This window comes from Wolbachia endosymbiont (group A) of Icerya purchasi, from assembly GCF_947251635.1.
Taxonomy (GTDB): domain Bacteria; phylum Pseudomonadota; class Alphaproteobacteria; order Rickettsiales; family Anaplasmataceae; genus Wolbachia; species Wolbachia pipientis.
Genome location: NZ_OX366357.1, coordinates 489,820 through 504,699, shown reverse-complemented (window position 1 = coordinate 504,699; position 14,880 = coordinate 489,820). Strand labels below are relative to the sequence as shown.

Sequence of the window (14,880 nt, the reverse complement as noted above, 5' to 3'; positions counted from 1 at the left end):
TAAAGCTTTTTTATATAAGCAAGTTATTTGTATTAATTTCTACGCCTTTAATCCAGCTTAAGTTAGATATTTCATAAATTACTTGAGGAGCAATTGAGTATGTACCTGGTAATAAGATGCTCACTTTATGTTTTTCGAGAAGAAGTTTTAGCATTATTTTGGTTCTGCCTTCATCTTTCAATATTGTGTTTAATTCCATAGCGGCTTTTTGCGAATCCGTGCACTCAGTGGTGAGAACTAATTCTTTTATTGTAGAAGTGACTCTTTTTGTAAACTCAGATATATCCTTGCCTGCTAATCTTGTCGTATTTTCCGAAGCTTCAAGATCAATTATCACAAATGTTCCTGGTGAAAATAAATCTCTTTTTTCTTCTATTATTTCATTATTATAGAATGCTATTTCAGAAACGTTATGGGGATCAGAAAGTGTGAGGATAACAAACCTTCCACGCTCTGAAGTTCTCATACGTGCATTTAATATTACCCCAGCAGTTTTTGCTGTTCTATTTTCTCCGATAAACCCAATATTTAACTTTTCCAGAAGAGTTCTAAATTTTTCAAGTGGATGATTAGTTAAATAAAATCCTAGTGAAAATAACTCATGTTCTAATTTTTCCTCCTCATCAAAATCTTCCACATTCTCAAGTTTCGGTTTGAGGACATCAAGACTACCAAACAAAGCAGCTTGACTTGATTCTCTATCCTGTTTGTTTTTATTTGCAAAGTAAATCAGCATGTCCATTGACTCATATAGCTGCTTTCTGTTCTTATGCACGCTATCGAATGCTCCGGATTTAATCAGGCTTTCTAGCGCTCTCTTATTTATTATATGACCTGAATTTTGAATGAATTCCCATATGTCCTTACAAGCGCTTGAACGTACGTTCACTATTCCTTCCGCTATAGAAAAACCAACATTCCTCAAGGCAGCAATACCATAACGCATGCGTTCGTTCTCTATTGAGAATTCAGCTTTAGATTTGTTTATATCAGGTGGAAGAACGGTAACGCCACTAAACTTTACTGCATGATAAAATAAATTCAGTTTATCTCTATCATCAATATTCAGATTCATTAGTGCTGTAAAAAATTCTAACGGATAATTAGCTTTAAGGTAAGCCGTTTGATAAGATATAACCGCATATGCGGCTGCGTGAGATTTGTTGAACCCATAACCAGCAAATTTTGCAACAAGGTCAAAAATATAACTTGCCCTGTCATAATCAACGCCATTCTTCGTTGCCCCTTGGATGAAAAGTTCACGTTGTTTATCCATCTCTTCCTTGATTTTCTTACCCATGGCACGTCTCAGCAGATCTGCTTCCGCTAAGCTATACCCGGAAAGAATACGGGCTATTTCCATCACTTGTTCTTGGTAAATTATTACCCCAAATGTCTCTTTTAATACTTCCTCAAGTAACGGATGAATATAATCTGGCTTTTCAAGTCCGTGTTTTCTTGCAACATAAGTTGGAATGTTATCCATAGGTCCTGGACGATAAAGGGAAATTAAAGCGATAATATCTTCAATGCAGTCCGGTTTTAGTTTAATTAAAGCTTCTCTCATTCCCGAACTTTCAAGCTGAAACACTCCAATTGAATCACCGCTTGAGAGTATCTCATAGGTTTTTTGGTCATTCAAAGGAACTGAAGAAATATCAATCTTTTTTCCATCACGATTAATTAAACGACATACATGATCTATTAGCGTTAGCGTACCAAGCCCAAGAAAATCAAATTTTATTAGCCCAGCTTTCTCCACATATTTCATGCTGTATTGAGTGATTGGCAAAGCTGAATTTGGATCATAATACACAGGAACAAAATTTTCCAACTTTTGATCACATATTACAATTCCAGCAGCATGGGTTGAAACGTGACGATATATTCCTTCAAGCTTAAGAGATATATCAAGAAGCTTTGCAATTACCTCATCACTATCCCGCTCTTTCTGCAGGTTTTGATCAAACTCTATCGCTTGTGATAAAGTTACAGGATTTACTGGATTAAATGGAACCATTTTAGATATTTTATCCACTTGAGAGTAAGGCATTTGCAATACTCTACCAACATCACGCAATACTGCCCTTGCCTGCAATTTACCAAAAGTGATTATTTGAGCAACATAACCGTACTTTTTCTGAACATAATCAATAACCAGGTCCCTTTTCTCTTGGCAGAAATCGATATCAAAGTCAGGCATCGATACACGATCAGGATTCAAAAATCTTTCAAATATTAGGCCAAACTTTATTGGATCAAGGTCTGTAATCTGCAAGCCCCAAGCAACAATTGATCCAGCACCAGAGCCTCTTCCTGGACCAACTGGAATGCCATTTGCTTTGCTCCAACGAATGAAATCAGAAACTATCAAAAAATAGCCAGCGTAGTTCATCGAAGTTATCACACTCAGTTCGTAATTCAGCCGATCGTAGTATTGTTTAAGGTCTATGTCTGTCTCATTCGCAATACGGAATTCTAATCCTGCAACTGCCTGCTCCCTCAGTTTTTCATTCTCAGTTTTATTTTCTCGACAAGGAAATTTAGGCAAAATAGGCTCCCTGCTTCTTGGCATGTAAGAGCACCGCTTAGCTATCACTAAAGTGTTATGAATTGCTTCAGGAATGTCGCTGAACAGTTCCTCCATTTCTGCCACAGATTTGAAATAATGCTCGGTAGTTAACTTCTTTCTGTTATTCTCCAGGACATAACTCCCCTCCGATATACACGTTAATATATCATAAGCCTCATAATCAGACCTATTTGGAAAAAACACATCGTTCGTTGCAACCAGTGGTACATTGTGCTGATAAGCAAAATCTATTAAAGCTTCTTCAAGCTCTAGCTCTTTATTCAACTCATGACGCTGCAATTCAACATATAAATGACCATTGAATGCTGAAAGCAGTTTTTCAACCGTTTCTTTATCTTGCCCCAACAATAGTTGAGCCAAACATCCACCGGTTAAAGCGATCAGACCCGTACTTAAATTCAATAGCTCATCAAAATCAACGTAAGGAATATCGCTGTTATTCTTGCGCTTTCTAAAAGACTCACTCACCAAAGTGACTAAATTAGTGTACCCTTGCTCATTTTTTGCAAGCAATAATATAGGTAAATTTTGTTCTGAATGTTTAACTATAATATTGCATCCTATTATTAGCTGTATTCCCCTACTTGCCGCATATTCTGCAAACTCAAGTGAACCAAATAAATTACCTGAATCAGTAATTGCAACCGCTGGCATTTTATTTCGCAAACAAAGGCTAATCAGCTCCTCAATTTTAACCGAGCTTTCAAGCAGCGAATAAACACTATGAACACGCAAGTGTATGAACATAAAAAACTTTAGATCAACAAAAAAGGATAACATTAATTTACTCATGAGAACATAATTTTCATGAGAACAAAAGCCTATAAACGCGAATTCTGGATTAAGGAAGGAAGTATAGGAAATAGAAGGCTTTTTGGATTTGATGGAATAGGAGATGAGAGTAGAAAAGATATGAACCAAGAAATCAACAGGGGATCTATGGCGAGTGTGTTCAATTTCTAGTCTATTTTTTAGGTAACCAAAAACAGTCTCAATGATAGACCTTTTTCTCAGTAAAATCTTCTCATTTAGCGAAATTAATGTATTTTTCATACCTTTTTTCACCTTGGTAACAAGTTTCAAACCTCGGTCAAACAGCTTCTGAAAAAGCTCTTTTGCAATATAACCTTTGTCACCAAACAAAAGGCCGGTTAATTTTTCCGTCAAATTTGGCACAGGTATCCTATCATCAACATTGCCTTTTGTTAGCGTAAGTGCATGAATTTCACCATTTTCATTGATTACCATATGTAATTTGAAACCAAAAAACCAGCCGTAAGTACTCTTGCTTAATTTTGCAATTCCAGCAAAAACTTTGTTTTTGGATATTCTTTTTGCATGACAAACTGCAATGGGAGTTGTGTCTATATATGAAATTCCAGTGTTTTCTGACTGTCCACAAAGCCAATGCAACAACATTGCTAAATGCCACAAAACCCTAGGCTTTAGAGCAACAAACCTGGTATATGAAGGCAACTTTGGAAACTCTGATTTGTAGAGCAACGTTAGGTAATGTAGATAGAAAGTTTTGAAATTTTTACACGGAGATTGTTGATATAGCAGGATTATTGTCATGATTTCAGAGTGCTCAATTTCCGTTGTTCTTGTGGGTTTTTTACCATTTGGCAGTAGTTTGCCTGCAAAATTTTTCTCTATATCTCTGCAAAAATCATCGACCAAACAAAACAGTTTTGTTATATCTTCCATGGGTAACCTCATCTATTTTTTTATAATTGCTGAGTTTACCCTGTTTTCTGCCTTTTCTATTCTCCTTTAATCCAGAATTCGCGTGTTATAAGTGGACCACAAGGAAAATAAGCAGTAGAGAATCAGCAAATAAAGAGCTACTCGCAGCTATTCAAAAAATATATCAAGTTTCTAAATGTAGATATGGAGCTCCTAAAATTCATGCTGAATTGAAGGCTTTGGGTAAAAGTTGCAATTTAAAAACGGTGCAAAGTATTATGCAGAAAAATGACATCAGGGCTATACTGAGAAGAAAGTTTAAAATTAAAAAACAACAAACAGATAATAGAGCTGTAGCTCCCAATATACTAGATCAAAACTTTATTGTTGATCAACCAAATAAAGTATGGGATTACTTACATCAAAACCAAGGAGGGATGGCTATATTTGGCAGCAATAATTCTCACGTATGGTAGTTAATGAGTAGTGCAATAAATAAACAATTGGTTATGAACTCTTTATTAATGGCCATTAATAGGCGTAAACCTGTTAAAAATCTACTGCTGCACAGTGACCAAGGTTCACAATATACTGCGCAAGGGTATCAATATCTCTTAGCTGTAAACAATATAGATGAGTAACAAAGGCTGTTGTTACGACAATTCTGTTGCAGAAAGCTTCTTTAGCTCATTGAAAAGAGAAATACTTATTGATACTTCACAACACTCTGCTCAACAAACTAGAACTGCAATATTTGAATACTTAGAAATTTTTTATAACAAACAACGTCACTATTAACTATTGCATTCCAGAACAATTTGATGCATCATTCTTTTTGTAAAAAACATTCCAAACTTTCTCTCCACTTTTTCTGGGTAAGGTCAACCAATGATTACCTATCAATCTCACCAAAAACTATATCGAGTGAGCCAATAATTGCTGCAACGTCAGCAAGCATGTGTCCTTTTGCCATAAAGTCTAAGGCTTGTAAATGCGCAAAGCCAGGTGCTCTTATTCGGCACCTATAAGGTCTATTGGTACCATCTGAAACTATATACACTCCAAACTCACCTTTTGGTGCCTCAACAACTGCGTAAGCCTCACCTTCTGGTACGTGATATCCTTCTGAATAGAGCTTAAAATGGTGAATCAGAGCTTCCATAGATTTTTTCATCTCTGCTCTTGACGGTGGAGAAATTTTTCTATCTTCAGTTTTTATTGGCCCTTCAGGCATTTTCTCTATGCACTGCTTCACCAAACTGATAGATTGCCTAATCTCTGCCATTCTAACTAGATAACGGTCATAACAGTCGCCATTTTGGCCGATCGGTATATCAAAATCTAGTTGATCATATATCTCATATGGCTGGCTTTTTCGCAAATCCCAAGCAAGCCCAGCAGCGCGCAACATTGGGCCACTAAAGCCCCAATCAAGTGCCTGTTTAATTGATATTTCACTAATTCCTACAGTGCGTTGCTTCCATATCCTATTTTCTGTTAAAAGTTCATCAACATCGTCTATATATTTTGGAAATTGCTCTATAAACTTTGCAATATCCTCAATCAAATCTTCTGGAACATCTGCTGCAATTCCACCTGGCCTGATGTAAGCTGCGTGAAACCTTGCACCTGAAGCTCTTTCGTAAAATTCCAGTATTTTTTCTCTTTCTTCAAAGAGCCATAAAAGAGGGGTCATTGCTCCAACATCAAGTGCTTGAGAAGAAACGTTCAGTAAATGATTTAGTATTCTCGTAAGTTCACAAAACAAGACACGTAAATACTTTGCCCTAATTGGCACTTCACATTGCAACAATTTCTCCACACAAAGTGAATATGCATGCTCTTGTGACATTGGTGATACGTAATCAAGGCGATCAAAATAAGGCAAAGCTTGAAAATACGTTTTATGTTCTATTAATTTTTCAGTACCACGGTGCAAAAGCCCAATATGGGGATCTGCCCTCTCGATCACTTCACCATCCATCTCTAAAACAAGACGCAACACTCCATGTGCAGCTGGGTGCTGAGGTCCAAAATTTAACATCATTGTCTTTAGATCGGGCATGTCCAGTAATTTAAGATATTAAAATTGTATAGGCTAAAGTGCGCTCAAAGTCAATAAACTTCTTGCATAGGCTACAACTATCATTCAATAGAAACAAAAACTTTTACAATGGCTAATAAGTGTTGGTAAAACTAAGTCACTTTAGCTATAGAATGACAAAAAAGGTTTGCATCAGCCAAATTTTTAGTTGAAGTAGCATAAGAGGTTAAAGGAAAAGCTTTGTGTTAATGGATTCATTTCAGGTATAGTATAGATAATACCACAATACTTATAAAATGGATCATGTTGTTAATGCGTATAATAGACTTGACACTCCTATAGTCAGGGGAGAAGGGGCATATCTTTTTGATAAAGATGGTAAAAAATATTTAGATTTTGCTGCAGGTATTTCTACAACTTCTTTAGGGCATTGTCACCCATACATTACAGATAAGCTGAAAGAGCAATTGAGCTCACTATGGCACTGCTCTAACATTTTCACTATTCCCGAGCAAGAAAGGCTTGCCGAGCGTTTAACAACCCTGACTTTTGCAGATAAAGTTTTTTTCTGCTCAAGTGGGCTTGAGGCAACAGAAGCTGCAATTAAGTTTATTCGTCGTTACTTTTATTCAAAAGGGCAAGCAAAACGTAATCGTATTATTACAATTGAAGGAGGCTTTCATGGCCGCAGTATTGCTGCAATTTCTGCTGGAAGCAGTGAAAAATTACGCGAAGGTTTTGCTCCGCTCCTTTCTGGTTTTGATAAAGTGCCAAGAAATGACACTAAAGCATTAGAAGAAAAAATCAATAATGAAATAGCTGCTGTATTTTTAGAGCCCATACAAAGCGAAGGTGGAGTATATCCACTAGACGTAGAATATCTTCAAAAAGTAAGGGAAATAACAAAAGCTCAAGGAATAATTTTGTGCTTTGATGAAGTGCAGTGCGGATATGGACGCATCGGTTCTTTATTTCATTATCAAAATGTCGGCATTGAACCTGATATGCTAACCTGTGCAAAAGCTATGGGTAACGGTTTTCCTTTAGCTGCATGTTTAGTGAAAGATTACATAGCAGAAGCAATCACTCCAGGAACTCATGGATCAACCTATGGTGGCAATCCACTTGCCATGATTGTTGGTAATGCAGTGCTCGATATAATGCTAAAAGAAGGCTTTTTTGATCATGTTAAAAAAATTAGTAAAGATTTAAAAGAAAAGCTGTTGCTTTTAGCTAAAGAATTTCCTGAGATGATTTTGGAAGTTCGTGGAGAAGGGTTACTAATGGGAATAGAACTAGCAACTCCTGTAGCTGATAAAATTATTAGTCGATCTCTTGATAAAGGTTTAATAATAACTAGGGTTTTAAACAACAAAGTAGTAAGGATAACCCCACCACTTATCATTGAGGATGAGCATGTGAACGCAGCGTGTAATATGCTTTATGATTTATTTTTTAAGATTAAAGATATATAAAATTTGGCAATATAAATTTAGGCTTGCAAATGCCTCTCATAACATGTAAAATTAATTTTGTTTTTTATCACAATAACATCGTACTTTAATGGATTGGTTATTGGTCTTAGTATCATCAGCAATTTTTATTTTGTTAATTTTATCGTTTTTGTTCTCAGGAGCAGAAATAGGCTTAACCTCAATTAGCCATTCTCGAGTTAATAAGCTAAAGCTAGACGGTAACAAAAGAGCCAGGATAATAGACCGCTTATTAAATAGGAAAGAATTGACAATAGGAACGGTATTGCTCGGCAATACAATTATTAATATTACTTGCTCTGCTCTATTTACAGCAATATTTATCAATCTTTTTGGAAATGAGGGCATTCTCCTATCAACAATTATAATGACATTTTGTATTTTATTGTTCTGCGAAGTTCTACCAAAAACTTATGCTATTCAAAATCCTGAAAAATTTGCATCATTTTCTGCTTATTTTGTATTGTTTTTTGTAAAGATTTTTTCTCCATTGACGCTAGGTATTCAATTTATTGTTAACCTCATCTTGAAATTATGTGGACTACATAAAGATAAGGAAGTGATATCTGCAGCGGATGCAATGCGTAATATGATTACTCTTCACCGCAGTGAAGGAACTATGTTACAACAGGATTTAGATATGCTAAGCAGCATACTTGATTTGGCTGAGACAGAAATATCACAAATTATGACCCATAGAAGAAACCTATTTTCTCTTGATATAGATCGGAATAAAGAAGAGTTAATAAGAGAGATTTTAACCAGTAGTCACAGTAGAGTACCTTTATGGCAGAAGGAACCAGATAACATTGTCGGGGTGATTCACGTGAAAGATCTAATAAACGCCTTGCGTGAAAAGGATAGTAAAACAGAAGAAGTTGACATTGCCCAAGTTATGTCAAGGCCTTGGTTTATACCAGAAAGTACGCCGCTCAGCGTGCAACTTCACAACTTCCGTAAGAACAGGAAACACCTTGCATTTGTTATTGATGAGTATGGAGCACTGCAGGGAATTGTAACCCTTGAGGATATACTGGAAGAAATAGTTGGGGAAATTTCGGATGAACATGATTTGATCACGGAAAATTTTATAAAGAAAATATCTGATAATATGTATCACATAGAAGGAAAATCTACTATTAGGAACATTAACAGGCAGTTACACTGGAATCTCCCTGATGAAGAAGCTACAACTCTAGCAGGTATGATTGTGAATGAAATAGAGCGCATTCCTGACGAAGGAGAGGAGTTTTCCATGTATGGTTTTCGCTTTAAGATTTTAAAAAAAGATAAAAATATTATTACTGTTGTTGAAGTGCAAGTAAAAACTGGTAATACTAGTGGCAGCAATTAATTAGTGGAGTTTCATGGAAGATACAGTAAAAATAACGGCTGAAGAGTTGAAGGGTTACATAGAGAGAATCGAAAAACTTGAACAAGAAAAGAGGGATGTGCAAGATCACATTCGTGATGTATATGCAAAAGCCGCAGATGAAGGTTGGGATACAAAAGTGATAAAACAAATTATTAGGCTGAGGAAGATGGATGATGATGACAGAGAGGAACAAGAAATATTGCTTGATACCTATAAACGTGCATTGGGAATGAACTACGAAGAAGAGTTAAGTGAATAGCAGAATTGTAATTGGAATAAGTGGAGCATCTGGTTCTATTTATGGTGTGCGTATTTTAGAAGCGTTGAAAGACGTCGATTATGAAACTCATTTAGTGATAAGCAGTGCTGGGAAAATAACTTTAGCTCACGAGATTAAAGAAAAACTTGAAGATATTATATCGCTTGCAGATTTTTACTATTCTGAAGAAAAAATAGGAGAAAAAATAGCAAGCGGCTCATTTAAAACCTCAGGGATGATTATTGCTCCATGCTCTATGAAAACAATGTCTGAAATCGCATCAGGTGTTACTTCCAATCTATTGACAAGAGCTGCAGATGTAACGCTAAAAGAAAGAAGGAAATTAGTTCTTATGGTGCGAGAGTCACCACTACATCTTGGGCATTTACAAAATATGTTAAAATTAACGGAGATGGGAGCAATAATTGCTCCACCAGTACCAGCTTTTTATATTAAACCGAAATCGTTGGATGATATTATTAATCATTCTGTTGGCAAAGTATTGGATTTATTTGATATCAAATTACCTGACTTTAAGGAGTGGCAAGGAAGTGACAATTATTATTGATGGTAAAAAAATAGCAAATGACCTATGTGAGAGGCTATCACAAAAAGTTGATATTTTAAAGAGAGAGTATAACATTTTTCCTTGCCTGAAAGTAATTCTCGTGGGTAGCAATCCAGCAAGTCAGGTTTATGTTTGCAACAAACAGAAAAAAGCAGAATCAATAGGCATAAGTTCTGAGACCATTGTTTTGCCTAATAATATTTCAGAAGATGAATTGATTGAGAAAATCAATGAGTTAAATGAAGATCCATCTGTGCATGGCATTTTAGTACAGTTGCCTTTACCAAATCATATTAGTGCAAGCAGAGTAATTAATGCAGTGAGTATTGAAAAAGATGTAGATGGCTTCCATGATGAAAACGTTGGCAGATTAGTTAAAGGTGAAAAAAACTGCCTTATACCTTGCACTCCTAAAGGTTCTTTGCATTTAATTAAGTCAATTGAAGAGAACCTTTCCGGTAAAAACGCAGTGGTAATTGGTAGGTCAAATATCGTGGGCAAGCCAATGTTTCACCTGCTATTGCAAGAAAACTGCACTGTCACCATCTTGCATTCACAAAGCAAGGATTTAGCTGAATATTGCTCTAAAGCGGATATAGTAGTTGCAGCAGTCGGAAAGCCAAATTTTCTTCAAGCAGACTGGATAAAGAAAGGTGCAATAGTGATCGATGTTGGCATAAATAGCGTTAACGTAGGAGAACAAAGTAAGCTCGTAGGTGATGTTGACTTCGGGGGAATAAAAGAAAAAGTCAAAGCTATTACCCCAGTACCCGGGGGCATTGGCCCAATGACCATTGCATTTCTAATGATGAACACTGTTATTGCTGCTTGCTTGCAGAAGGGAGTTGATGCTTCTAATTTCATTAGTTGAGGTATGAAGAGGAAGCTGTATGAAGATAGAATGTACCACATCTCACAATTAATAAAAAATTGAGATTTTTGAAATTCCTCGGTAGTCAAATTTATTAAATATTTAGGATCATCATCTATTCTTTTTTCTCTACAAGTATAGCTAAAGTGGCTTAGGTTTACCTACAATTTGAAAAACAACAAATTCGTCATTCCGCTACTCGTTAGCGGAATCTATCCCGCGAATGAATCCATAGCTGTACGAACATTCATTTTTGAAGGTAAATTGCACAGCAAATGGTGTCATCCCAGTGCCCAGACTACTTGGATCCAGAAAAATTGATTGTAAACAAACGACTATACAACATTTTCAATAAAATTACAAAAAAGCTGGATTCCAGTGTCAAGCACTGGAATGACATCGTTTATTATGTGATATCGTGCCATATTGCAATGTTCGTACAGTTGTGGATTCATTTGCGATATCTTAGCATAGATCCTGCTAACAAGTAGCGGGATACTTAACCGTCATACCGCCGCGGTATCTCTTAGCCCCATAAGTGTTGAAAGTAACACAAAAAAGACATAAAGAACTATTATTGCAAGAAAATGGAGGCAATAATGGATCAAATAGAAAGAGTACTAAATTTAATAAAAGATGAGGATTTAGAAAGGCTAGGAAAATTAAGTGAAGTAGATAAATGTAATACTAAATTGTTGGGCAAGATTATATTTAAAGGTCTAATGAAGTTAATATTAATGGGGCAAAAAACAAGCCTAAGAGCGCTAGAAATGGTAATAGACAGGTGTATAATGGATAAGAATAGCGATAAAAGTACAGTAACATACAGTGGTTTGTCAAAAAGGTTAAAAGTTATAAATCCAGAATATTTTAAGGGAGTATATATTGATTTGATGAGCAAGATTAAAAAGCTATTACCCCAAAAAACATCAAATAACTTACATAAGTTTGATTCGACGATCATAAATTTATCGGGATATCTCATAAAAGATGGGCTAAAAATAGGCGGTAAAAGTAACGACAGTCAAGTTAAAGTGAGTGTAGGATTAAAGGATCAATTGCCGACAAGTATAAGATTTTGTAAAGGACAAGAAGAAAGTAGTGAAGATATGGCATTAGTGAGAGCAATTAATGAAGCTAAAGTTGAAAAAGAGGATATTTTATTATTTGATAGAGGAATCAGAAAAGTTGGAACTTTTGCCGAATTTGATGAAAAGGAGTACAAATTTATCACAAGAGTTAAAGTAGGAAGAAAACATGATGTTATAAGCAGGAACAAAGTTATAAGAGAACAAAAATCGGATGGATCAGAGATTTTAGAAGATATAATAGTTAATCTTTATCGTGCACGAGGTAAAGTGGCAGAAAAGCATGATCTACGGCTAATAAAAATCAGAAATAAAATTGGAGATGAAATATGGTTTTTGACAAACTTGTTTGAAATGCCAGCTTATGAAGTAACAGAGCTATATAGGCGCAGATGGATATAGAAGTGTTCTTTAAATTTATAAAGCAAAATCTTGGATATAAGCACTTTTTAAGCCATACTATGAATGGCATGAAGGTGTATATTTACATGATTATTATTACGGCTTTGTTATTTCTTGTTTATAAAATCAAAAATAATCTACATGGGTTCAAAATAGCATTACTGCAATTCACATTGGATCTAAATGACTCTTTTATACGTTCGATTGTTTTACTGTCGGGAGGTAATTTACATGCCGTTGATCATCTCATATCACGTTATTTTTGATACTTTCAACACTTATGCCCAGCACCCCTATGATGTCATCCGAGTAGCCAACACTGGTTTCCATCCAAGACGGTGTCATTCCAGTGCTTGACACTGGAATCCAGACTTTAATTGTTATACTTGTAAATAATCTGGTGAAAATAAACGTTCATCTCAAAATGCAGTATTTTTGTTGAAATAGCTCAACTGGATCCCAGTGTCTGGGCACTGGGATGACAGCAGTCCTACGTCATACCGCCGCGGTATCTCTAGATCCCGCTAACAAGCAGCGGGATGACGATTGTCGTTTAGCTATAAATATTAAGAAATTTACCAAACGAAAAAAAAGGCAAAGAAACCCCGTAGTAGCTAGCATTCAAATTCTCTCTTGTCAATTTGACGTTTTTTGCTGTCTTAAACGCTTTGTAAGCGCGTTTCGGCTTATATAGGTAAAAACCTAAAAATTTTTAAAGACATGCGATGCACGTAGTGCGAAAAATTAAACATGAGACGCCAAATACCCTAAGTTTTTTGTCATTAACCTGCACAGATTGCGAAGATAAATAAATAGCTTCAGTTTCATGATAAGGGGACTGGCGAAGGGTGTCAAGTAAGTTTTTTCGTTTCTACTGAATGACGGCTACGCGCTGCCAAAACTGGCTTGTTATGCAAAAAGTCCACTCTAAGACCTTAGCACCGTTATGAAAAAAGCCTATTTACTCTAATCTACCTTTCTATAAAAGACCTATCGACTGTTGCAATTATAGGCGTAAACAAGAATGATAAAAGAGTACGAGATTGAGTAACTATGTACACTTCTGCTGGCATACCAGGGTATAGGTATACGTTTTTAAACTGAGCAAGCTCTGGTTTTGGTATCACTACACGTACTGAATAATAACGCCCTAGCCTTGGATCATCAAGGGCATCGGGAGAAATATTGCTTACTATACCATTAATTAAACTTAAACGACGTGCACTGTAAGCACTTAAACGAACTTTAACCTTTAGCCCTTCTAGCCCATCAATAGAGACTATATTGCTATCTTTCTTTTGTGCTGACAGTATCTCTTCTATGTTTCTGGTCTGAATTTTAGCATCTATTATTAGGTCATCATCCGATGGCACTACGCTCATGATCGGAACTCCAGATTGTATAACACCACCTTCAGTATGGTATCTTATATCTGTGACTATCCCATCTTGAGGCGATTTAATTATTGTACGTGCTAATGAATCTTCAGCAACCATCAGTCTCTCTTTCAAGTCTGCAATAGACGTACTAACTTCCTTAAGTTCAGCGTTTGCTCTTTCTTGAGAATCATTTCTCACGTTTATAATTTCTAATTCGTTCTCTCCAATTTTTTGCTGCACTTGAGATATTGCAGAACGGTAATGTCCAACTCTGCCTTCAATTTCAGCAAACTGCTTTTCTAAAGCTAAAATGTGTGGTTTGCTTATATGGCCACTATCAAGTAATTGTCTTTTTGTTTCCAACTCCTCAGTTATCAAGTCATATTGCTTATGAGCTGCATTTAGTTGAAAGTTTAGCCCCGCTAATTCATCATTTAACTGCTTTATACGTTGTTGCAGTATGTCTGTTTTTCCCAATATGCTCTTTCTCTGAGAGTTGAACAACTTTACTTGATTCTTTATCGCTTTATTTACAAGTTCATCGTGAGATAATTTTTTAACCTCATCAGGAAACTCGAGCGTGTCCAAATCTACTCTGATTGCAAGAAGCCTTGCTTCTGTTGCTAAAAATGATAAGAGCTTCTCTTTGATGATACTTAAATTCGCCTTCTCGTTAACATCACTCAACAAAACTAGAGGCTCATCTTTTTTAACTGCTTGACCCTCTTTTACTAAAATTTTGCTAATTATTCCTCCGCCCAAGTGTTGAACTATTTTTCTATTTGAAGATACAATAACTTCTCCACTTGCATGCACCGCACCGTCAATTGGAGCTATAGCCGACCAAACACCACCTATCCCAAAAAAGATAAGTATTACTACCAGACCAAAAAATAGTGGTCCCCATGTTACTCTCAGAACTTCATTTACGTTATTACTTTCGCGTTTTAAAATAAAATTTATCACTGCATCAATCAATGCGAACGTCTTATCCAAAAACTTTGGGTACTTCTTCTTTTTATTTTTTGCTTCTTGCATATTTATATTATCACTATGGCCAATCAAGCCTGTCAAAGAAAATCCAGTGCTAAGCTTTTTTAACTTACTGATCATAATACTACT

General features: G+C 35.9%; 9 protein-coding genes and 2 pseudogenes. 7 read left to right on the top strand and 4 right to left on the bottom strand.

Translation table 11 applies throughout. The annotated features are described in order from the left end of the window. Positions 1-10: 10 nt before the first annotated feature. Positions 11-3,340: a DNA polymerase III subunit alpha gene (gene dnaE / locus OPR17_RS02695; protein WP_265022149.1), complete on the bottom strand. Its 3,330-nt coding sequence runs from the start codon at positions 3,338-3,340 to the stop codon at positions 11-13. Between the two features lie 96 nt (positions 3,341-3,436). After that, positions 3,437-4,300: pseudogene (locus tag OPR17_RS02690) on the bottom strand (IS982 family transposase); the annotation flags it as partial. Between the two features lie 86 nt (positions 4,301-4,386). Between OPR17_RS02690 and OPR17_RS07615 the strand changes: the two are divergent. Beyond that, positions 4,387-5,120, top strand: a pseudogene (locus OPR17_RS07615) (IS3 family transposase); the annotation flags it as partial. A gap of 51 nt (positions 5,121-5,171) precedes the next feature. Here the strand turns inward: OPR17_RS07615 and OPR17_RS02675 are convergent. Further along, entirely contained in the window at positions 5,172-6,344 is a 1,173-nt protein-coding gene (locus OPR17_RS02675; RefSeq protein WP_265021993.1) for an NADH-quinone oxidoreductase subunit D, read from the bottom strand. Positions 6,345-6,619: 275 nt separating this feature from the next. Here OPR17_RS02675 and OPR17_RS02670 point away from each other — a divergent pair, with 275 nt between their 5' ends. The 6 genes from OPR17_RS02670 (at position 6,620) to OPR17_RS02645 (ending at position 12,379) form a co-directional block, all read left to right on the top strand. Further along, a complete protein-coding gene (locus OPR17_RS02670) occupies positions 6,620-7,798 on the top strand; it encodes an aspartate aminotransferase family protein (RefSeq protein WP_265021992.1) in 1,179 nt (392 codons plus the stop codon). Between the two features lie 88 nt (positions 7,799-7,886). Then, the gene (locus OPR17_RS02665; RefSeq protein WP_265021991.1) at positions 7,887-9,170 is read left to right on the top strand and encodes an HlyC/CorC family transporter; all 1,284 of its coding nucleotides are present in this window, start codon (positions 7,887-7,889) and stop codon (positions 9,168-9,170) included. A 13-nt stretch (positions 9,171-9,183) separates the two neighbouring features. Beyond that, on the top strand, positions 9,184-9,450 hold the full coding sequence (locus OPR17_RS02660) for a DUF2312 domain-containing protein (protein ID WP_265021990.1): 267 nt from the start codon (positions 9,184-9,186) through the stop codon (positions 9,448-9,450). Continuing rightward, complete coding sequence (locus OPR17_RS02655; RefSeq protein WP_265021989.1) at positions 9,443-10,018, top strand: UbiX family flavin prenyltransferase; 576 nt, start codon at positions 9,443-9,445, stop codon at positions 10,016-10,018. Before OPR17_RS02660 ends, OPR17_RS02655 begins: the two co-directional genes overlap by 8 nt. Beyond that, a complete protein-coding gene (gene folD / locus OPR17_RS02650; RefSeq protein WP_265021988.1) occupies positions 10,002-10,889 on the top strand; it encodes a bifunctional methylenetetrahydrofolate dehydrogenase/methenyltetrahydrofolate cyclohydrolase FolD in 888 nt (295 codons plus the stop codon). The genes OPR17_RS02655 and folD overlap by 17 nt, the downstream gene beginning before the upstream one ends. 587 nt (positions 10,890-11,476) lie before the next feature. Then, complete coding sequence (locus tag OPR17_RS02645; RefSeq protein WP_265021237.1) at positions 11,477-12,379, top strand: transposase; 903 nt, start codon at positions 11,477-11,479, stop codon at positions 12,377-12,379. Between the two features lie 971 nt (positions 12,380-13,350). On the opposite strand, the gene OPR17_RS02640 is transcribed toward OPR17_RS02645, so the two are convergent. After that, a complete protein-coding gene (locus OPR17_RS02640) occupies positions 13,351-14,871 on the bottom strand; it encodes an HlyD family type I secretion periplasmic adaptor subunit (RefSeq protein WP_265021987.1) in 1,521 nt (506 codons plus the stop codon). Positions 14,872-14,880 lie beyond the last annotated feature (9 nt).